At 54.3% G+C, this 21487-nt stretch carries 16 protein-coding genes; 2 read left to right on the top strand and 14 right to left on the bottom strand.

Features of this window, described 5'->3' with window-relative positions:
* Positions 1-16 precede the first annotated feature (16 nt).
* The 12 genes from I2E69_RS09595 to I2E69_RS09540 all read right to left on the bottom strand — a co-directional run bounded on the left by I2E69_RS09595 (position 17) and on the right by I2E69_RS09540 (position 15759).
* On the bottom strand, positions 17-1390 hold the full coding sequence (locus I2E69_RS09595) for a lipopolysaccharide biosynthesis protein (protein ID WP_229095470.1): 1374 nt from the start codon (positions 1388-1390) through the stop codon (positions 17-19).
* 72 nt (positions 1391-1462) lie between these two features.
* Positions 1463-2731 (bottom strand): nucleotide sugar dehydrogenase, encoded by a 1269-nt coding sequence (locus I2E69_RS09590; protein ID WP_195461003.1) that lies wholly within the window; start codon positions 2729-2731, stop codon positions 1463-1465.
* 17 nt (positions 2732-2748) lie between these two features.
* Positions 2749-3732 (bottom strand): SDR family oxidoreductase, encoded by a 984-nt coding sequence (locus I2E69_RS09585; protein WP_195461002.1) that lies wholly within the window; start codon positions 3730-3732, stop codon positions 2749-2751.
* A 5-nt stretch (positions 3733-3737) separates the two neighbouring features.
* The gene (locus I2E69_RS09580) at positions 3738-4910 is read right to left on the bottom strand and encodes a glycosyltransferase family 4 protein (RefSeq protein ID WP_195461001.1); all 1173 of its coding nucleotides are present in this window, start codon (positions 4908-4910) and stop codon (positions 3738-3740) included.
* Positions 4911-5038: 128 nt separating this feature from the next.
* On the bottom strand, positions 5039-5932 hold the full coding sequence (locus tag I2E69_RS09575; protein WP_195461000.1) for a hypothetical protein: 894 nt from the start codon (positions 5930-5932) through the stop codon (positions 5039-5041).
* A complete protein-coding gene (locus I2E69_RS09570) occupies positions 5929-6474 on the bottom strand; it encodes a UpxY family transcription antiterminator (protein ID WP_195460999.1) in 546 nt (181 codons plus the stop codon). Before I2E69_RS09570 ends, I2E69_RS09575 begins: the two co-directional genes overlap by 4 nt.
* A gap of 440 nt (positions 6475-6914) precedes the next feature.
* Positions 6915-8135 carry a site-specific integrase gene (locus I2E69_RS09565; RefSeq protein ID WP_195460998.1) on the bottom strand — a complete coding sequence of 407 codons (1221 nt, stop codon included), beginning with the start codon at positions 8133-8135 and terminating at the stop codon, positions 6915-6917.
* Positions 8136-8294: 159 nt separating this feature from the next.
* Positions 8295-8780: a hypothetical protein gene (locus tag I2E69_RS09560; protein ID WP_195460997.1), complete on the bottom strand. Its 486-nt coding sequence runs from the start codon at positions 8778-8780 to the stop codon at positions 8295-8297.
* A gap of 48 nt (positions 8781-8828) precedes the next feature.
* Entirely contained in the window at positions 8829-9821 is a 993-nt protein-coding gene (locus I2E69_RS09555) for an aspartate-semialdehyde dehydrogenase (RefSeq protein ID WP_195460996.1), read from the bottom strand.
* A 202-nt stretch (positions 9822-10023) separates the two neighbouring features.
* Entirely contained in the window at positions 10024-12426 is a 2403-nt protein-coding gene (locus I2E69_RS09550; protein WP_195460995.1) for a transglycosylase domain-containing protein, read from the bottom strand.
* A 44-nt stretch (positions 12427-12470) separates the two neighbouring features.
* Positions 12471-15410 carry a hypothetical protein gene (locus I2E69_RS09545; RefSeq protein ID WP_195460994.1) on the bottom strand — a complete coding sequence of 980 codons (2940 nt, stop codon included), beginning with the start codon at positions 15408-15410 and terminating at the stop codon, positions 12471-12473.
* Position 15411: 1 nt separating this feature from the next.
* Positions 15412-15759 (bottom strand): translation initiation factor, encoded by a 348-nt coding sequence (locus tag I2E69_RS09540; RefSeq protein ID WP_195460993.1) that lies wholly within the window; start codon positions 15757-15759, stop codon positions 15412-15414.
* Between the two features lie 84 nt (positions 15760-15843).
* Between I2E69_RS09540 and I2E69_RS09535 the strand changes: the two genes are divergently transcribed.
* Positions 15844-16941, top strand: coding sequence for a DUF4435 domain-containing protein (locus I2E69_RS09535; RefSeq protein WP_195460992.1), 1098 nt, complete (start codon positions 15844-15846; stop codon positions 16939-16941).
* Between the two features lie 72 nt (positions 16942-17013).
* On the opposite strand, the gene I2E69_RS09530 is transcribed toward I2E69_RS09535, so the two are convergent.
* Together I2E69_RS09530 and I2E69_RS09525 are read right to left on the bottom strand one after the other, a co-directional pair.
* Positions 17014-18270: an aspartate kinase gene (locus I2E69_RS09530; RefSeq protein WP_195460991.1), complete on the bottom strand. Its 1257-nt coding sequence runs from the start codon at positions 18268-18270 to the stop codon at positions 17014-17016.
* Positions 18271-18433: 163 nt separating this feature from the next.
* Positions 18434-20569, bottom strand: a complete 2136-nt coding sequence (locus I2E69_RS09525; protein ID WP_195460990.1) for a prolyl oligopeptidase family serine peptidase — start codon at positions 20567-20569, stop codon at positions 18434-18436.
* 89 nt (positions 20570-20658) lie between these two features.
* On the opposite strand from I2E69_RS09525, the gene I2E69_RS09520 reads away from it, so the two are divergent.
* On the top strand, positions 20659-21486 hold the full coding sequence (locus I2E69_RS09520) for a 2,3,4,5-tetrahydropyridine-2,6-dicarboxylate N-succinyltransferase (protein ID WP_195460989.1): 828 nt from the start codon (positions 20659-20661) through the stop codon (positions 21484-21486).
* Position 21487 lies beyond the last annotated feature (1 nt).

Genomic DNA, 21487 nt, shown 5'->3' with positions numbered 1-21487 from the left:
GGAACAATTGATGTGATTACCTGTCGAATATTCCAAACGCCTTTCCCTTTATTAACATCCGATATTGAATCGGAGCCCAAAGATTTGTACCTAAAGCAATGATGATCATAGCGATCAACAATCCTATCAATTCATATTTATGAGTCAAAAACAAGGCTAACGGCAAATACAGAATGGAAGAGAACAATACCACGCAAAACTGGAAACGAATTTTGCTCATACCGTTAATAATACTTATATAGATATTGCCATAAGCTTGCAACAATACATAAAGCGACATAAGAATAACAGTAATATTCCGAATATGAATTTTATCGCCAATCCATATTCGAAACACGAACTGGCTTAATAAATTCATAATAACAGCAACGACCAATACAACCCTGAATACAATCTTTAAATCTTTTACCGACTTTCGTATCCAATCGTAATTTTTTTGTGTGTAGGCATCCGTTACGGCCGACCAATAGGGCGTTGTAACAATATAAAAAAACATAGTCAACACAGATAGATACTGAAAAGCAACATGAAATTCGCCAACATATTCAGGCCCTAAAACTTTCGATATTATGAGATTGTTACTTTGAGTCAGTATGATATTGGCTAACTGTATAAGAAAGAAAAAAAGCCCGATTCCGACCAACGCATGCATATGCTTTTTCCGCACATAGTTCAACTTAGGCATCAGAAACGGATATCGAACGATATAAAGATATGCCGTATAGATCATATAAATAACGATCGGAATCAACGTCATGATCAAAGAAAACACGACCAAAGAAGATATCTGAAACCATTTGATCGCGATAAAGACACTTCCTAATGTTACAATTTGAGTCACCAGTCCAATATTCGACACGACATTCGGTTGTTGTAACCCGTACAGAACAAATACCAACAAGCGCAAAATAAACGTGAATATCGTAGCGACGAATACGATTAGAATTACAACATTAATTTCCTGACTGAGATAGTTCGGTGCATTTACAATCTTATACCAATCAAGAAACGGATATAGAATGAGAAATAAACATATAATGGACAAAAAGATTAAAGATACTACTACATATGTAGTACTGACATACTCTTTGGCCAGTCGATAATTCTTCATGGCCATTGATTCTGCCAACTTGTTTCTTAACCCTTGTCCCAATCCGATATCAAAAAAGCCTACCCAATTAATCAGAGAGAGAATCGTGACCCATATTCCGTATTCGACCCGCTCGAAACAAGATAAAAACAACGGAAGGAAGCAAAAACTCAAAATGACGCTCACGCCCTTATTTCTCAACATTTTGAGAGAGTCTCGACGAGCTTTAACAGATCGAGCATCCCCTTGTTTAAATATCCGATGGATGATTGCAAGAATCGGTGACAATAAAAATTGCATCAAAAATATGATGATTAAATTCAAACAAAAGACCCCGCTTAAAACTAATTCAAGAATAACTAATATACAGTTTTATAATCTACTATCAATAATATTTCTGTTGTAGAAAGCTTTTACATCATAGATTATGTGTCTGTTTTTCAGCAAATCCGGAATATCCAAATCGAAGAACTTCGAATGTGCGACAGCGACGATTGTCGTGTCGAATTTTTTATCCTCCGGCAGTTCGTTGGTCAACTCTATCCCGTATTCTTTCTTCACGATCCGCGGATCCGCCCACGGGTCGTAGACCGTAATGTTTACGTTGTATTCCTTGAGCGCTTTGTAGATGTCGATTACCTTCGTGTTTCTTACATCCGGGCAATTTTCTTTAAATGTAAATCCTAAAATCAAAATTTCCGAACCCAAAATCTGAATACCCTTCTTGATCATCAGTCTAATCACCTGTTGGGCTATATACTCCCCCATTCCATCGTTCATGCGACGTCCGGCCAAAATGATCTCCGGATTATAGCCGTAGCGTTGTGCACACTGGGCCAGATAATAAGGATCTACGCCAATACAGTGGCCGCCTACCAGTCCCGGCTTGAAAGGCAGGAAATTCCATTTCGTCGAGGCCGCCTCCAGTACATCCTGCGTGTCGATACCCATACGGGTGAATATCTTCGACAACTCGTTCACGAAAGCGATATTGATATCGCGCTGTGAATTTTCAATCACTTTCGCCGCCTCTGCAACCTTGATTGTCGGAGCCAGGTGCGTTCCGGCCGTAATCACCGAGGCATAAACCTCATTTACGAATCGGCCGATCTCGGGAGTAGAACCCGATGTTACCTTCTTGATTTTCTCAACTGTATGTTCTTTATCTCCAGGGTTGATACGTTCAGGAGAGTAGCCGGCAAAGAAATCTTTGTTGAACTTCAAGCCTGAAACTTTTTCTACAACCGGAATACATTCGTCTTCAGTAACACCCGGATAAACGGTCGACTCATAAACGACAATATCCCCTTTTGAAATAACCTTTCCAACCGTTGTGCTCGCTCCATAAAGGGGCGTCAGGTCCGGATTGTTATTCCCGTCGACAGGCGTGGGAACCGCAACCACATAAAAATTGCAATCGCGGATATCTTCAATATTCGAGGTACAGATAAATCCATTTCTAATCGCCGATTGCAACAGTTCGTCCGAAACCTCCAGCGTTGCGTCATGACCAGCCATCAGCGCTTCGACACGTTTTTGGCTCATATCGAAACCTACGGTTTTATACTTCGTGGAAAAAAGTCGTGCTAACGGCAAGCCTACGTAACCCAGACCGATTACGCAAATCTTTACATCTTTCATTATTTTATGTCGGATTTTTAATTTACCAGGTTTTCGCGATACCATTTTACCGCTTCTTTAAGCCCCTCACGCATCGAGAACTGCGGATCATATCCCAGCAGACTTCGGGCTTTATCGATAGACGCCAGTGAATGCGGAATATCTCCGGTACGATTCGGACCATGCATAGGCTCAATCTTTCCGATCGCGGGATCATATTCCGCAAGAAACTCTTTCAGATAGCCGACCAACTGATTCAACGTTGTGCGTTCTCCGAATGCCGTATTATAAATCTGATTTACAGCTTCGGGATTTGTGGCCTCCATGGCCCGGATATTCATCTGAATCACATTATCCACATAAGTGAAATCCCGGGAATATTCCCCGTCACCATTGATGTTGGGCGCTTCATGGTTCATGAATTTCTTCACGAACAGCGGAATGACGGCTGCGTAAGCGCCGTTGGGGTCCTGACGGCGACCAAAGACATTAAAATAACGAAGTCCGATATATTCAAAGCCTTCATATGTGCGGGCGAATACGTCAGCATAAAGTTCGTCCACATATTTCGTTATAGCATAGGGCGAAAGCGGTTTCCCGATCACTTCCTCCACTTTGGGTAGACTTTGCGAATCTCCGTATGTCGAGGAAGAGGCGGCAAAAATAAAACGTTTGACTTTCGCATCACGCGCCGCAATAATCATATTCAAAAAGCCGCCGATATTGACATCGTTGGTTGTTGCAGGATCTTTGATTGACCGGGGGACCGAACCCAGAGCCGCTTCATGAAGCACATAATCCACTCCGTCGACTGCTTGGCGGCAATCTTCGATATTACGGATATCCCCAACGATCAATTTGAAACGGTCGGGGTAGTTTTCGATCAGCGGAATGAGATTTTCCATGTGCCCTGTGGCGAAATTGTCCAGGCAAACCACCTGGTCACCCCTTTGCAGCAATGCTTCGCACAGGTTGGAGCCGATAAATCCGGCACCGCCCGTTACTAATACCTTTGTTTGCATTTATTTTATATTTTATCCACTACTTTCTGCAACCAGAAGAAAATTCCGGTGCGGCTTACATGCGTTCTATATCCCAACCGGCGAATCAAGCGCAGAAACTTCGTATCATGACGAATATGCCACAGCATGAAATGATACAGGCCGAAAGTCGCAAGCAGACTCATCCCGACGACTACATACAACTGGACAGCGATCGATGCTCCCTGTGTTTCCAACAGCCACCAACAGAGCACAACCAACATATCGAGAGACAAAATAGCCAGTGTCGTAGCAACATGCGAAGCCCCCAGTTCGATAAACATATGATGCAGATGCGTTTTATCGGGATTGAACGGAGAGACGCCCTTCAGGATGCGTGTAGACATGACACGCAGCGTGTCAAAAACCGGAATGCCTAATACCGCCAGCGTAAAAGGAACCAACCCTACATTGGGATTTACATACGCCACACACGGAGAGTCACCGCGCAACACCTCGATTACGAAAATAGACATAATAGTACCCATCACCAGCGTACCGCCATCACCGATGAACATTTTCGAGGTTTTTCCGAAAACATTGTGGAAAAAGAACGGGATTAAGGCTCCGACCGAGACCGCGGCCAGAATCGTCATCGTTATACACCCCGACAAGTAGAACAAAGTACCGAACATGATACTGGCCATAATGCAAAAACCCGATGACAGCCCGTTAACACCATCCATCAGGTTAATCGCATTGATAATGCCCACCGAGGCAAAAATTGTCAGAGGAACCGCCAACCAGCAGGAAATCTCACCTACGCCCCACAGTCCGTGGAAATCATTGATGCAGTAGTCACCCACGAAAATCAGCAGCACGACGACGATGATTTCGATCAAGAAACGTAACGCCGGACTCAGATTCAGAATATCGTCCATCGTACCGGTATAGAGCATCGCCATCATGGACATGATCACGATCAGCAGTCCGGAGCAATTCACCAGAGCACTCATACTGGCGATACCGATCACGATACCGAAAAAGACGGCAACACCGCCCAATACAGGCACAGGGGTGCGCTGCAACTTACGCGCATCCGGATTGTCGACGATATTTTTCAGCAGAGCGATCTTCACCAAACGAGGGTGAATCCAACCTACCAAAAACAAAGAAATGCAGAAAGGAATGAAAACAGCGTAAAGAAGAGACATAAGCATGTAGTGTATTTGTTGTTAAAGAGTGGAGGTCCTATCAACAAATGGCACGGAAAAGAACCGGTCTGCCGTTACCGACAAACCTTTCTTTGTTATTCTATTTCACAAGGATTCAATTCTTCAGGAGCCGATCAAGCAATATGCTGCATAATCTCGGACTGAAGTAGATCGGTGATTTGTTGGCAAGCAGCCTTGACAGTATACGAAGTACAGAAATACCAGGTGTCGGCACAGCACGGCAACAACGCTCCGTATTCCTGCATAAACAGTACGATTCGCAGCGTCAGATCCCGGTCGATCGGGTAGGCATTGCCCTGCATGGCTACATCGTACAATCTGCCTAAGACAGGCAGGCTGTTCGCATCGAAATTTCCTGGATCTGACGGAATCGGGAACAATTTCCGATAGTACTCGAAGGCCTGCCGGATTTGCCGGTCGCAGGATTTGACCAAAAACATATACGAATTCCGGTTCATGGCTCCGATACGTTCCAAGGCGATGTCCACAGGCACGTCCTGCCAACTGCCGTCGGAAGCCATCGATCCCACCCATGCTGCGATACAAGCTTGATGATACTGGAAATATTCATCGCCGGAATCCGGCCCCGGATAGAGCAGGTCGGTTATGCATTGGCAAACAACAGTCTCTTCCAACAGGTTTCTGCTGCCGGTTTGCAAATGATCCCGGACAAGTGCGTCGGCAGCCGTACAGTAAGCGGCTTTCTTTTTGAAATCGACGGGATCAACGATCCCGCAGACAAGAGAGAACATCGCCTGTATCATACGGGCACGCAGCACGGCATCGTGTTCGCTGCCACAACGGTTTTGCAACATCCGGAACAACGTGTCAATCTTCCGTCGGTAGATTTTACGATCTCCGTACACCGCATTCAGAGAGTTGAATGCCACCAGATTGTAAAGCGAAATGTAAATTCTCGCCCATGATAGCAACTGTCCGTTCGATGCATCAGCAAACGATTCGTCCCGCAATCGGGGAAACAATTCTTTCAGTTGATCAGGTGTCATATCTTTTCAATCAGCATGTACGGCACGGATGCTGTGGCCACCGCCACCACCCCGTCGATTTTCACGACGACACGCTTTTCCCGGGCATTTTTCACCCGCATGAACACCCCTTCGACCCCTTCAAACACTCCGCCCGTAATCCGGACGCGGTCACCCTTCGACAAGTCGACATCCAAAGGAGAAAGGTAGAGAACCTGCTCGTCGAGCGAACCTGCAACCGCAATAAAGTGCTGCATCTGATCTTCGGGAACCGTCATGATCCGGGTTTCGCCATTATCGGGAAACATCACGTAACGCAAAATGGGAAGCCGGAACTTTTTCAAATCATCGATGACCCGTTTGGTCGAATGAACAAAAATATAGTTATGTACGGCCGCTTCCCGGGCCCTGTAAAACCGCCCGTTGGAATGACGGCGGCGGACCATTCGAAACGGCACGAAATTCTCAATATTCAAATTGTCAAGATACTCCTTCGTAGGCAGTTCGCGTTGATAGGTCACTCGCAGAACATACCACGCGGCGTCGGTCTCCTGACGGGTCATATTTTTTAAAGCTAAAGGGTGATTTTTTCGCAACACGACACACCTTGGGGACATTGAAAACCTTATAAAACAAAGGCTTTCAATCAATTAGATCCGATCCACAAGAACATTCCGCTATTCTCAAAGTATGATTTCTTTGTAAGAGACCATATCTTACTACACAAAAGTATGGAAAATTGGTTGAATAAACAAATATTTCAGTTTATTTCTCGTTCCGAAAAATCCCCTCCCATCGTAAAAAACACCTATAAATAAGGTATTTACACTATTTGCAATTTATTATTACAACCCGGATGGAAAATAAAATACCCTTTTTGTAGTATTCTTAAAAAACGTCACCAGCCATTTGAAAAAGCAATATCATAAAAATGTTTGATGAAAGAACAGGAACAGTCAATATAATAATCATAATATCAAAATGTTAGCACTAATATGATCTCTTACAAAGAAACACTCCGGTTCAACGAGGCCAGGATTTTCCGATTTGCACAATCTATTACCGATGTTTCCAGCGCCGACAGATAAATCTGGGTCGTGCGCTCGGATGTATGCCCCATTCCTGCGCTGATGACCGGCAAGGGAACGTTATGATTGCGGGCTGCCGTCGCCCAACTGTGCCGCGAGGTATAGGACGACAGGCCGGAATCCAGCCCCAGCATCGAAGCTAGTTTTTTCAGCAGGCGGTTGTAATAGTTCAGGGCAACCTGATATTGCTTATAAGCCCTGGCCGGTTCCACTGCGGTCAGCACCGGAAAAAGATAGGGCGTATCGCGTGTACGCGGTTCATAACGGCTGATGATTTCGCGCATACACGCCTCCAGGTGAACAGCCATCCGCTGGCCTGTTTTGCGGCGCACGTAGTGGATCGCCCCGTCCTTCACATCCCGTTTGCGGAGATAAGCCATGTCTACGAAGGCCATGCCGCGCGTACAATAGCTGAAGATAAACAGGTCGCGGGCCAGCGACAACGGGGCCTCGGCCTGCAGGTCGAGATTCCTCAGACGGGCGATGAGCCGTTCGTCGATGGCCCGTTTGCGCGTACGGTCCACCCCCGTATAAACGCCGCCGAAAGGCGTCGCCGGCTCGGCGAGGTGCTTCCGGACCGCCTTGTTGTAAACCGAGCGCAGGATGCGCATGTAGAACGACACGGTATTGCGGACAACTCCGCGACGCAGCAGATAGGCATTGTACTCTTCGACCAGCCGTTCGGTAAATGCCGAGAAAGGAAGATTCGCACCCCCGAGAAAGCCCGAAAAACTGTTGAGCGTCCGCGAATAGTTACGCGCCGTACCCAGCCGGCCGTCGGCTGTCAACTGCGCAATCTGCTCATGCATAAACGACAAAATGCCAACGCCCTGCGACAATATACGGAAGCGATTGGCAACATCGTCCACCGTATACGGACGCCCCTCGCGAATCAGGTCGCGAATGATCCGGTGCATCAAGCCCACATCGCCGTCTATCCGGCACTGGCAAACCGGAAGTTGCCCCGACGCGGACGGAACGGTTCGCTGCGCCGAAGCGTCCCACTCGCCGGGCAGCAGCCGGATGTCAGTTTTAATAAAACAGGTCCGGCGAAGATGGGTTAACTGATAACAGATGGTTCCGGCCTTGCCGGATACGCGCGATGCGCGGAATTTTACCTTTACGGAAGTAATCATAATAAGAGAAGTTTGTTCCGAAAGGTCGCAATTATCCTCTATTTCGCGCGTATACCCAGCCCACTTAACCGAGTAAGACCTTCATTCCAGGCCGGAATCCGGAAACACAAACGGAGCCCGGTCCTTCCGAACCGGACTCCATTTGTCAACAAAGTGCCGCTATTCGCCGCAAATCAAAATCAATGCGACCATCGGTACAACGGACCACCACGAACGCCGCCGTTCCTCGGCAGGAAACAGCCGGGCAATGTCCTCCGAACGTTCGAAATAACGCAGCGCCCCGAACCACAAAACACACGTCACCACATTGGTCAATACCAAGCGTACGATATCCGAGTGTCCCCAGGAATCGTTAAAGAGCGGAAGAATCAGAGCGACGAAATGTGCGGCGGCCTTCAATCCCACGTACAGGCTGACCTGCTGCACAGCATAGGGGCTCCGTTTCAGCAGCAGCCAAAACAACAGCAGCGGCAGCAACGCAGCGAGAAATACGCCAAGTTCAACAGAGGCGGTCAACCACGTCGCCGGCAGGCTCCCGGAGATAACCCGTCCGATCAGCCACGACCACATCCGGAAAACGCCGTAAGCGCCGAAAACCCATACGGGTCCGGGCATCGCATTGAGTTCTGCAAGAAGTTTTTTCATATTCCGAATCGAGCAACGGGCGGCAATCTCCATATCAGGCCGCAGAAACTAAATCAGCGTTTCGAGTATCTGCACGGCATTGAGCGCCGCACCCTTCTTGATCTGGTCGCTCACGCACCAGAAGGTCAGACCGTTGTCCGAAGTCAAATCCTTGCGGATACGCCCCACGTAAACGGGATCCTGTCCGGCGATGAAGAGCGGCATCGGATAGACCTTGCCGGCGGGATCGTCCATCAGCACCACGCCCTTGGCCTTCGAGAAGGCTTCGCGGGCTTCGGGAACCGACACGGGACGTTCGGTTTCGAGCCACACGCTCTCCGAATGGGCGCGCATCACCGGGACGCGCACGCAGGTCGCCGACACGGCAATGTCCGAGTGCATGATCTTGCGCGTCTCGTGGAACATCTTCATCTCTTCCTTCGTATAGTCGTTGTCGGTGAAAACGTCGATATGCGGAATGACATTGTAAGCCAACTGGAAAGCAAATTTCGCCACGGTAGGCTCTTTGCCGCCGCACAACTCGGCATGCTGCGCCTCCAATTCCATCATGCCGGCAGCCCCGGCGCCGCTGGCCGACTGGTAGGTCGACACGTGAACGCGGCGGATGTGCGACAGGTCTTCGATCGCCTTCAGCGCCACGACCATCTGGATAGTCGTGCAGTTGGGATTGGCGATAATGCGGCGGGGTGCGTTCTTCGCGTCTTCGGGATTGACCTCCGGAACGACGAGGGGCACGTCGGCGTCCATGCGGAAAGCGCTCGAATTGTCGATCATGATCGTACCGTGCCTGGTGATCGTCTCGGCAAACTCCTTCGACGTACCGGCCCCGGCCGATGTCAGGGCAAAATCGATTCCCTTGAAATCGTCGTTGTGTTGCAGCAGTTTGACGGTAAGCTCTTTTCCGCGGAATTTATAAGTACGGCCCGCACTGCGCTGCGAACCGAACAGCACGAGTTCGTCGATCGGGAGATTGCGCTCCTCCAAAATCCGCAAAAATTCTTGGCCTACAGCACCGCTGACGCCCACAATAGCAATCTTCATTTTTGATAAAATTAGAATGTGATCATCGCTCCCGCTCGGACGAACCGTACACAGGAGTTCGGTGGCAAATATAACGAATTCAGGGTGAACTGCAAAAAAATCAGTCCGATAATCCCCCAATAACTCCCCGGCGGATACACAGCCCCGGAGCCGGGAACGTCACGGCCCGGCCATCGTCCCCGAGGTTCGCTCTCGGGGCGGGTTAATCGAAGAAGTTTTCGTCCTCGGCGTTGTTCGGGCCTTCGGAGTCCGCTTCGTCCTCGCAGTCATAGCGGGGCATCATCGCCGGACGTACGAACTGGTCCGAACGGCTGATGCCGAAACGCCCGTCGTCGTAGATTTTTTTCAGGTATGCGCCCACGATCGGCAGGGCCATCACACTGCCCTCTCCGCCCCGGATGAAATGCACCGACTGGTCCTCACCGCCGACCCAGGCTCCTGTCACGAGTTTCGGAGCCACGCTCATGAACCACGCGTCGCGGTTCTTGTTCGAGGTTCCGGTCTTACCGCCGATCTCCATGTTGGTCAGTCCGAACTGCCATCTCAGGCGGCCCGCCGTTCCCGAGTTGACCACATCCTGCAGCATCGTAAGCATCGTATAAGCCGTACGTTCGCTGACAGCGTCCTGCGACTGGGGAATGAAACTGGCAATCAGGTTGCCCTGACGATCTTCGATCCGCGTCACAAAGATCGGATCGGTGTGCACGCCCTGATTGGCGAAGGTCGAAAAAGCGCTCACCAGTTCGTAAACGTTCGACTCCGAGGAGCCGAGGGCCAGCGCCGGAACGGGATCGATGTAACTGCGGATACCCATGTTATGGATGAAGTCGGCCACGGCGGCAGGCTGTTTGGCCTGTTTCATGATCCACGCCGAATAGTTGTTGCGGCTACGCGCAAGGCCCCATTTCAGGGGATGCAGCACGCCGTCGTACTCGACATTGCCGGCCTCCTTGGGCGACCATGCCGTGCCGTTGGCGGTCTCGATGGTCGTCGGCAGGTTCGGGACCATCGTGCAGGGCGTCAGGCCCAGGTGGTCGATGGCGAACGTGTAGACGAAGGGCTTGATCGTCGAACCGATCTGGCGTTTGCCCTGCTTGGCCATGTCGTACTTGAAGTAACGGAAGTTAGGTCCTCCGACATAGGCCTTTACGAAACCCGTACGGGGATCGAGCGACACCATCGCTGCACGCATGATGCGTTTGTGGTGGAGGATCGAGTCGCGCGGCGACATCAGCGTGTCGCGCTCGCCCTTGTAGGTGAATACCCGCATGTTGCAGGGTTTGTCGAACGCCGCGGTGATCTCCTTCTCGCTCGCCCCGGCGTTCTTCATCTCGCGGTAACGGTCGGAATAGCGCACGGCATGGCGCATGATGCGGTCGCGCTCCTCCTTGTCGGCGTCGACGAAGAGCGTCTTCGTCGCCCGGAACTGCGCATCCATCTTGGGCTGAATCTCCTTCTCCATCTGCTGCTGTACGGCCTGCTCGGCGTAGGTCTGCATCACGGAGTTGATCGTGGTATAGATTTTCAGTCCGTCGCGGTAGATGTTGTAGGGCGTGCCGTCGGCCTTGCGGTTCTTGTGACACCAGCCGTAAAGCGGATTCTCGTTATACTCTTTGAGCGCCTGGTCGTAGTCCCACTCATTGTAGAACTGGCTGCGCTTGGGCGGCTGGGCGTTCATCACCAGTCGCAGCATTTCGCGGAAATAGGTCGCCGCGCCTTCGTTGTGGGATACGGGCTTGTAATTCGTCACGATCGGCAGCGCCGAAAGCGAATCGCGCTGTTTGCGCGTCAGCGCCCCGGACTCCTCCATACGCGAAAGCACGAGGTTGCGGCGCGCGAGGGCGTTCTTGGGATTCAGGATCGGCGAATAGCGCGTCGGGGCGTTCACCACGCCCACCAGCACGGCAGCCTCCTGCACGTTGAGTTCATCGGGTTCCTTGTTGAAGAAGGTGTGCGAAGCCGACTTGATGCCGAAGGCATTCGAGCCGAACTCCACCGTATTGAGGTACATGGCGGCAATCTCCTCCTTCGTGTAGTTGTATTCGAGTTTAAGGGCCGTGATCCACTCCTTCAGTTTCGAGGTCACGAGTTTGGCTTTGCGCACGACGGCGCCGCGGTTGCGGGCCGTGTCACGCGGAAAGAGGTTTTTGGCCAACTGCTGCGTAATCGTCGATCCGCCGCCCTGCGACGTGTTCTGCAAAAGCAGCGTTTTCACGGCCACACGCGCCAGCGAAGGGATGTCGATACCCGAATGGGTACGGAAACGGGCGTCTTCGGTCGAAATGAGCGCCGCAACGATGGGCGGGACTTCGTGCCCGGCCAGCCGAATGTGGAGCGTCGAGTCCGACGGATAGAGGTCGGCGTACTGCACGTAAGAGCGGTTCTGCACGAAGAAGGTTCCGATCACCTTGCCGTCCTCGGAGTAAACCTCCGTGGCGAGGTTGCTGCGGGGATTTTCCAACTCTTCGAACGAGGGCATGCGGCCGAATACCCCGAAGGCTGTGAGCAGCAACAGCAGGGCCAGGAGCGCGAAGGGCGCGAACGCCACATACCAGATCCATTTTATCGTTTTCGGGCTGACGCCCGTCTTTTTCTTTTGTGCCATACGACTCTATTTGCGACAAAGATACGAAATATATTGCAAATCCTTTAAAAAGGCAGCCCCACCGATGCGGCGACATAGACGCCGCCGTTCGACGGATGGTAACACGACAGTTTGAAGGTCGACGTAGCCGACGCCGGCTGCCGGAAGGCGTTGAAGTCGACGACGATGTCCCCGCCCACCGACCAGATCCGCCGCCACTCCATGCCTGCGCCTGCGGGACGCCGGAACTGCGCGTAGTCGCCTCCGACGTTGAGCCGGATGCGTTTGAGGTAGACGACCGAACCGATACCGCCTTCGGGATACCACACCGGCAACTGGTAGTTGACCGCAGCGGCGGTGTAGTTGTTCGAAACGATGTCCGCCGAGGTGAAGCCCCGGGGAATCAGCCGCGAGGATTTGTAACTCAGCGGCGCATAGCCCGCCGGGAACTTGTAACCGCCGACCGAAGTCTGGTAAGTCGCGGCGACGAGCACCGAGTTGTGGGGTGCGAATCCCGGCAGGTAAGCCTGCCCGTAGAACGACATCAGGTCGCTGAAATGGGCGTTTGCCGGATTGAACGTGTAATTCGTGCTGAGGGTATAGCCCCAGCGGGGTGCGATGTCACGGTGGGCCATGCGCACCTGGTCGGAAAATCCGACGCCGAACGAAACCTTGTGCAAACCCTTGTTGAAGCCGATACGCTGGATGTTGTGGATACCGCCGTTGCTCCACTCGATCTTGTCGAGGTCGGCGACCATGCCGTTCGAATAGTTCCAGCCCGCCGAAACGGATAACTGGCGCGTATGGTAACCCCGCTGGAAATAGAGCGGAAGGGTCGTCGACAACCCCACGGAGTAGTATTTGTCGGGTGCAGGGCGGGTCTGGTAGACCGGATTGCCCTCCTCGTCACGCCCGGCCAGCGAGTAGAAGAGCTGGTTGCCGCCGTAGGAGGCGTCCAGGTCAAAACGCATCCCCAGCCCGAAATAGCGCACGCCGAGGTTCACGAGCGACCCTTCGTGGCGGTTCCAGCCGTAGGAGGCGTACGCCTCGGTGTTCGACAGCAGGTTCTGCGACATCAGCGTGAGGCCCACATTGAGGTCGATTACATGTTCGTCGACCGCGGCGAAGGGATTGAACGCCACGGGCATCCAGCTATGGACGTTCACCAGGTTGGGAACCTTGCGGTAACGCTTCGCGCGGAACGTGCCGCACTGTTCGACGGAATCGAGACGCGTATAGTTCACCGTATCGAGGTTCACCACATCCCAGCGCTTGCGGGGCGGATTCACGAGGTTGACAGGCAGTTGCGAAGGCGTAACGGGAATCAGCAGACTGTCCGAAGGGTCCGCCGCCTGCTCCGTCACCCGGTAACCGAGGCGGTCGTAGGTCGTCAGCAGCACGCCGTCCTCCGTCGGGACGGGTGCGAAGGAGCCGTAAGCCGAAGTGGTGATGCGGTATTCGCGGCGGGCCATCAGGTCGTAGCAATGGGCTTCGTCCTTACCCGAAGCGATCGAACCGTAGTAGAGTTTGCCGTCTCCGGCCCGGAGGTTCGAGAGGGTGATATAGGCCCCCTCGGTGATCGGGTGCATACCGTCGGAGTCGATACGACCGATCCACATGCCGCTGTCGTCCGTGACCAGTACATACCACGCCACCGTCAGGTCGTCCCATGCCAGTCCGTGAATCTCGGAGCGTTCGGGCGTCTCGAACTGCCGCTGGGCAGCATCGCCGTGACGCACGAAAACCGTATAGCGGCCATCGGGATTGTATTCCACCCATCCGAACTCCTCCCCCGAAGCCGTGGGATAGAGCACCCGTCGCTGCCGGGCAACCGAACGGGGCACACCGTCGGCAAGGTCCATGTAGCACAGTTGCGAGTTGACGCGCTGTTCGAAAAGCGCCGAGCGGCGGTACTCGGTCCACCAGACGCGGCCGCCCGACAGCGACGGACGCGTCGAAACCTGCCCCGTACGGCAGATCGTGCGTTCCTTGCCCGTGCGACGGTCGACCTCGACGAACCGCGACACGCGGTCGAGGTCGGTTTTCAGCACCAGCACAGCCGTATCGCCCAGCGGCAGGGGCCACTGGTAAGTCGTGTAGTTCTTCTCCGGAAGCGGAGTGAGCGTCTTCGCACTGTCTTCGACCTTCGGCAGCGAATCCCAGTAGTGTTCCAGTTCGTCGAAGGTCTCGCGGAAGAGTTTCATGACGTTAGTCTTGTAGAACTTGCCCAACGCGACACGCGTCGTGGCCAGCACATAGGGATTGCGCGAGCCGTACCATGCGACCTTGTCCCAGACGTTCTCGCCGTAACGTTCGTAGGCATAAGAGCAGATCTGGTAACCCAGCTCGTAGTGGTCGGGAATGTAGTCGCGGTAGGAACCGCAGAACCAGCGGTCGATGTTGCGGCGGTCGCGGCCGACACTCCCTATGGCGCGGTAAGCCAGCGAGAAGGAAGGTTGCAGGCCGCGGCCGAACGACGACATCATCGTCTCGGACATCACGGCGTCGCCCTCCATGGCCCAGATCGGCATGCACAGCAGGCCGATGGTCGAACCCTGCTGCCCGAGCACATAGCTCAGGGCGCGGATAACGCCCCGGTCGAGGTTGTTGTACTGCACGGCATGGCGGTATTCGTGGGCCACGAGTTGTTTGTACCACGGCATCGAATAGCTGTCGACAGCAGGCGAGGTGAGGAACTCCACACGTTTGGGAAGATACATCACCAGCCCGTTCGACTGGAAATTCTCGGGGTGCATGACGAAGGGAATGCGCATCGGACCGTGGCGGAAGCCGTAACCGATGTCGGGCCTCACGGTGCGGATGTAGAACAGCGTGCGGCGGGCAATGTCGGAGACCGTATCGGGATAGATCATCCGCACGTCGGGCGTACGGATCGTCGACCATTTCAGCGGAGGATCGGAACCCCAGGTGTAATACTGGGCGGCGGCGCGCTCCGTGCCGCACACCGCGCACAGAAGTGCGAAGAGGAACAGCAGCCGGCGCACGTTACGATCCGGCTTTTTTGCAGCGGTAGCCGCTGCGGGTGAGCAGTTCGACCACGCGGTCGCGGTGGTCGCCCTGAATGATGATTTCGCCCTCCTTGGCGGAGCCGCCGACACCGCATTTGGATTTCAGCAGGCGCGCCAGTTCCTGAAGGTCGGCATCGCGGCCCACGAAACCCTTGACGAGGGTCACAACCTTGCCCGCCCGCTGCTTGCGGTCGAGCCACACGCGCAGGTTCTGCCGCCCGGGCGGCAGGGTTTCGGCTTCGGATTCGTCGTCCGTTTCGTAGTTGAAGCCCGGATCGGTCGAGTAGACCATCCCGAGCCGCGATTTCCAATCGTTGTCGGCCATAGTTGTTCGAATGGTTGAAATTAAACGCTGAAAGCGGCGTAATATATTGCGCAAAATTAGTAAAATATTTATCTTTGTTGACGCATGGCTAAGAAGTTCCGCGAAAAACTGCGCAAGCTCAACCCCTTCACGCGTCCGATGACGCTCGACGAGCTGCCCAAACCGCTGCCGGCAAACCCCGACCAGCGCCTGGTGAAGGTCTATGTCGAAGGCTACGAAGACGTAGCCTTCTGGCGCGGTATCTTCGACCACTTCCAAAATCCCTACCTGCATTTCGAAATCTCGGTTCCCGACCGCGGCGACCTGCCCAAAGGCAAGAAGGTGCTCATGGGAATGATCCCCCGTTCGTCGGAGGAGATGATCCTCTGCGTCGACTCGGACTTCGACTACCTCTTCGCCGGACGCACGCCCCAGTCGAAAGAGGTCGCAGGGGCCCGCTTCATGTTCCACACCTACGCCTACGCCACCGAAAACTACCTCTGCTACGCCCCTTCGCTGCACAACGTCTGCGTCAAGGCCACCAAGAACGACACGCGCATCTTCGATTTCGTGAAGTTCATGCACGCATATTCGTGCACGATTTATCCGCTGTTCCTCTGGTACGCCTACTCGGCGCAACTGGCCTCGGAGAACGTCTTTCCGCTGATCGACTTCAAACAGTCGGTGCGCATCGGCTACCTCGACATCGAAGACAACGGGGCCAAGACGATCGAGTGGCTCCGGCGCAACGTCTCGAAACGCGAAAACCTGCTCCGCCAGCGCAATCCGCGGATGACCGAACCGATGAAGGAGTTCGAAGAGCAACTCAAAGAACGCGGACTGACGCCCGAAAACGCCTACCTGTTCATGCACGGCCATACGCTGATGGACAACGTGGTGCTGATCATGCTCAACACCGTGTGCGAAAAACTGCGGGCCATGTCGATCGCCAAGATCACCGCCTCGAAGAAACAGGGCGTAGCGCTCAAGAACGAAATGTCGAACTACACCAACTCGCTGCGCTCGATCCGCGACGTGCTGCTCGACAACGAGAACTATACCAGATGCCCGCTTTACAAACGCCTGCAACGCGACATCGAGCGTTACATCGCCCGCACGATCTGGAACATGAAACGCAGCGGCGAAATCAAGGACACATCGATGATCGGCATTCTCCACAAGCTGCGCTCGGGACAACAGTAACCGCCGCGTCCGGGTACGAAAAACGGCAGTCTCCTTGCAGGAGGCCGCCGTTTTCTTTTTCCGGCAGAGCGTTTACTCGCGCTTGCGCACCACACGTACGGTCGACTGCGTAGCCTGCCGGACAAAAACCTGCGGACCGCGGGCGTATTTGCGCCACAGTTCGTCGGTATAGCCGCGCACCGTGAGCAGTTCCATGTTCTCGGCCTTCATCACGTCGAAGCCCGCTTCGCGCAGCGCCTCGATCGCCTCGTCGATATGCCACGAATTATCGACACACAGGCTCAGGTTCACGGCCGAATTGTGGATCAGGTTGGCCTTGATGCGGAAACGCTCCAGCAGCGAGAAGATCGTGGCGAATTTCTCCTCCAGTACGAACGAGAAGTCACGCGAACGGATCGTCAGCAGCACCTGGTCTTTCTTGAGGATCAGGATGGGTACGTCGACCGGGGCCGACATGCCGCGGATCACCGTACCGGGCTTGCGCTTGTCGCCGAAGGGACGCACGTAGAGCGGGATATTCTTGTTCTGGAGCGGTTTGATCGTCTTGGGGTGGATGATCTGCGCACCGCTGTAAGCCAGTTCGATGGTATCGAGGTAGTTCAGTTCGGCGATCTGCACGGCGTCGGGAAACGCCTTCGGGTCGGCGTTCATCACGCCGTCCACATCCTTCCACACGGACATCGACTCCGCATCGAGGATGTTGGCCACCACGGCCGCCGAGTAGTCCGATCCTTCGCGGCCGAGGGTCGTGGTCGTGCCGTCGGGCGCACCGCCGATGAATCCCTGTCCGATGAAGATATTTTCGACACAGCTGCCCAGCGCATTTTTCAGCAGCGCCGTCGAGGCTTCGATGTCGACGCCCGCATCCTTGTGGCGCTGCTCGGTGAGGAAACAGCGGCGCATGTCGATCCAATGGTTCGACACCCCGGCGTAGTTCAGGTATTCGGAGATGATCGTCGTCGACACCAACTCCCCGAAGGCTACGATCGTATCGTACCACAACTCCGCATCGGCGGGTTTATAGACGGTCTGAGTCGCGACTTTCTCCAGTTCGTCGAACAGCGTGTCGACTGTCGGCAGCCGTTTGGGCTCGTGCCACAAATCGTCGACGATCTCCGCATGGTACTTGCGCAGGGATTCAACGTGCTCCATGGAGAGCTGTTTATCGCCTTTCTGAAGCCCTTCGAACACCTTTTCCAGGGCATTGGTCGTCTTGCCCATCGCTGAAACGATGATGAACAGATTCTGCTCGTCGTCGATGATCTTGCGCAGATTCCTTACGCCGTCGGCATTCCGCACCGACGCGCCTCCGAATTTGTAAACTTTCATGTTATCTCTCTTTTTAACCTAACGTAGCTTCTTTACCCGTCCAGAGGCAACCGACCGCCGGACTCCCGCGGCGGAACGCCGCGTTTACAAATCTACCCCACCCCAAGCTCTTCCCTCGGGAGGGGCTTGTCGCAGCGCGACCGGGACTTCGCCCGGAATAGTTCTACTTTTTCACTTCTTTGTACGGCACACCGATGTTCTGGAACAGGAATGCGTACATGTCGGCCGCCTCGTCGATGCGTTTCGAAGTGGGTTTGCCTGCACCGTGCCCCGCTTTCGAGTCGATGCGGATAAGCACCGGAGCGTCGCCCGCCTGGGCATGCTGCATCGTGGCTGCGAACTTGAACGAGTGGGCCGGAACGACGCGGTCGTCGTGGTCGGCAGTCATCACCAGCGTCGCGGGATAGCTCACACCCTCCCTGATATTATGCAGGGGCGAATACTTGTAAATATAGGCAAACTGCTCTTCGTTGTCCGACGAGCCGTACTCCACAGCCCAGCCCCAGCCGATGGTGAACTTGTGGTAGCGGAGCATATCCAGCACACCTACCGCCGGGAAGCAGACGGCGTAGAGGTCCGGGCGCTGCACCTCGCAGGCGCCGACCAGCAGGCCGCCGTTCGAACCGCCGTGGATGGCCAGTTTCGACGACGACGTGTATTTTTCAGCCACGAGGTACTCGGCGGCGGCGATGAAATCGTCGAAGACATTCTGTTTGTTTTCGAGCATGCCGGCCTTGTGCCACGCTTCGCCGTACTCCGAACCACCGCGCAGGTTGGCCACACAGTAGATGCCGCCCTGCTCGACGAACATCAGCTCCGAGGGTTTGAACGTCGGGGTCTGGTTGATCTGGAAACCGCCGTAGGCATAGAGCAGGCAGGGATTCTTGCCGTTGCGCTTCATGTCCTTGCGATGAGTAACGAACATCGGGACCTTCGTACCGTCCTTCGAGGTGTAGAATACCTGCTCGGTTACGAACAGCGCAGGGTCGAAATTCACCTCCGGAGCCTTGTAAAGCGACGTTTCGCCCGAAGCGATGTCGTATTTGTAGATCGTCGCGGGCGCCGTATAATTGACCAGCGTATAGTAAAGTTCCGTATCTTTCTCTTTCCCGTCGAAACCGCCGACCGAACCGATGGCCGGAAGCGCCACTTCGCGGACCAGCTTGCCGGAGTAGTCATACTGGCAAACCTTGCTCTGCGCATCCTGCAGGTAGCTGGCAAACAGGTAACCGCCCGCCGTTCCGACGCCTTCGAGCAGGTTCGTCTCGCTTTCGGGAATCACTGTCACGATCTCCGCCGGACGGTTCAGGTCGACCTTCATCAGCGCATAGTTCGACGCATTGCGGTTGGTCACGTAGTAAAGCTGGTCGTCCTTGCAGTCGACAGGCATGTAATCGGCGTCGAAGCCCGGCAGCAGGGTGCGGAATTTCGGTTCCGACATCTTCCTGTAAAGCACTTCGGTTCCCGACGTGCCCTCCGAACCCACGACGAAAAGCCATTTGCCGTCCTCCGAGGGCCATGCCGAGAAGTAACGCAGCGGATGCTCCCGATCCTCGTAAACGAGCACATCGGCCGACTGGGGCGTCCCCAGTTTGTGGTAATAAACCTTCTGGAACTGGTTCTGCGCCGAATAGACGCCCGATTCGGGGGCGTCGTAGGCGCTGTAATAAAATCCCTTCGAATCGGGAGCCCACTGTGCGCCCGAGAACTTCACCCACTCGATCCGGTCGGCGGCGAGCGATCCGGTTTCGGTGTCGATCACGCGGATTACGACCCAGTCCGAGCCCGAGGCGGCCGCCGAATAGGCGAAATAGCGTCCGTCTTTCGAGAACGACGTGGCGGCCAGGGCCACCGTACCGTCGTCGGAGAGTGTATTGGGATCGAGGAATACCTCGCCCGGCGCACCCGGCTCCTTCGTACGGCAGATCACCGCCTGGTTCTGCAAACCGTCGTTATACGTATAATAATACCAGTCGCCGTGCTTGCGCGGGGCGCTCTCCTTGGCATAGTTCCACAATTGGGTCAGCCGCTCGCGGATAGCCCCGCGGAAGGGGATTTGCGAAAGATAGTCCTGCGTCACGGCATTCTCGGCGGCAACCCATGCGGCCGTGGCCTCGGAATTGTCGTCTTCGAGCCAACGATAAGGGTCGGGAACCTCCGTACCGAAATAGTTGTCCGCCACCTCGCCGCGTTCCGCCACGGGGTAAGGCTGGTGTTTTATCTGTTTCATATTGCCGCAACTCGCCGCTATCGCCGCCGCACCGAGCAGGAGGGCGGTTTTGATGGATAAATACTTCATATATTGAACCGTTTGGGTGATGATCGGGGCAAAGTTATGAAAAATTCGATATTTTCAGTAACTTTGGCTTTCGAAAACAACAACAGACCATGAATAACGAACTCAAAACGATAATCGAGCAGGCGTGGGACAACCGCGCACTGCTCCAGGACCCCGCCACGCAGCAGGCCGTGCGGCAGGTCGTCGAAATGGTGGACAAAGGCGAACTCCGCACCGCAGAACCCGTAGACCTCGCCAAAAGCGAATGGAAAGTCAACGAGTGGGTCAAAAAAGCCGTGATCCTCTACTTCCCGATCCAGCCCATGCGCAAGATGGAGGCGGGCGAACTGGAGTGGTACGACAAGATGGAACTCAAGCACGGCTACGAGCAGTTGGGGGTGCGCGTCGTGCCCCACGCCGTGGCGCGCTACGGCGCTTATATCGCCCCGGGAGCCATCCTGATGCCTTCGTACGTGAACATAGGCGCCTATGTCGACACCGGCACGATGGTCGACACATGGGCCACGGTAGGTTCGTGCGCCCAGATCGGCAAGCACGTCCACCTCTCGGGCGGCGTAGGCATCGGCGGCGTACTGGAACCCGTGCAGGCCGCACCCGTAATTATCGAAGACAGTTGTTTTATCGGCTCACGCTGCATCGTGGTCGAAGGCGCACACATCTGCCGCGAGGCGGTGCTCGGCTCGAACACCGTAATCACCGGTTCGACACACATCATCGACGTAACAGGCCCCGAACCCGTCACCTACAAAGGGTATGTGCCGCCGCGTTCGGTGGTCGTCCCGGGCAGCTACCGCAAACAGTTCCCGGCCGGCGAATACAGCGTCACGTGCGCCCTGATCATCGGCCAGCGCAAGGAGTCCACCGACAAGAAAACCTCGCTGAACGACGCCCTGCGCGATTTCGGCGTATCGGTATAAG

The sequence above is a fragment of the Alistipes sp. D31t1_170403_E11 genome (assembly GCF_015553985.1).
In the GTDB taxonomy this organism is placed as follows: domain Bacteria; phylum Bacteroidota; class Bacteroidia; order Bacteroidales; family Rikenellaceae; genus Alistipes; species Alistipes montrealensis.
This window is presented reverse-complemented; position numbering and strand designations above follow the sequence as displayed.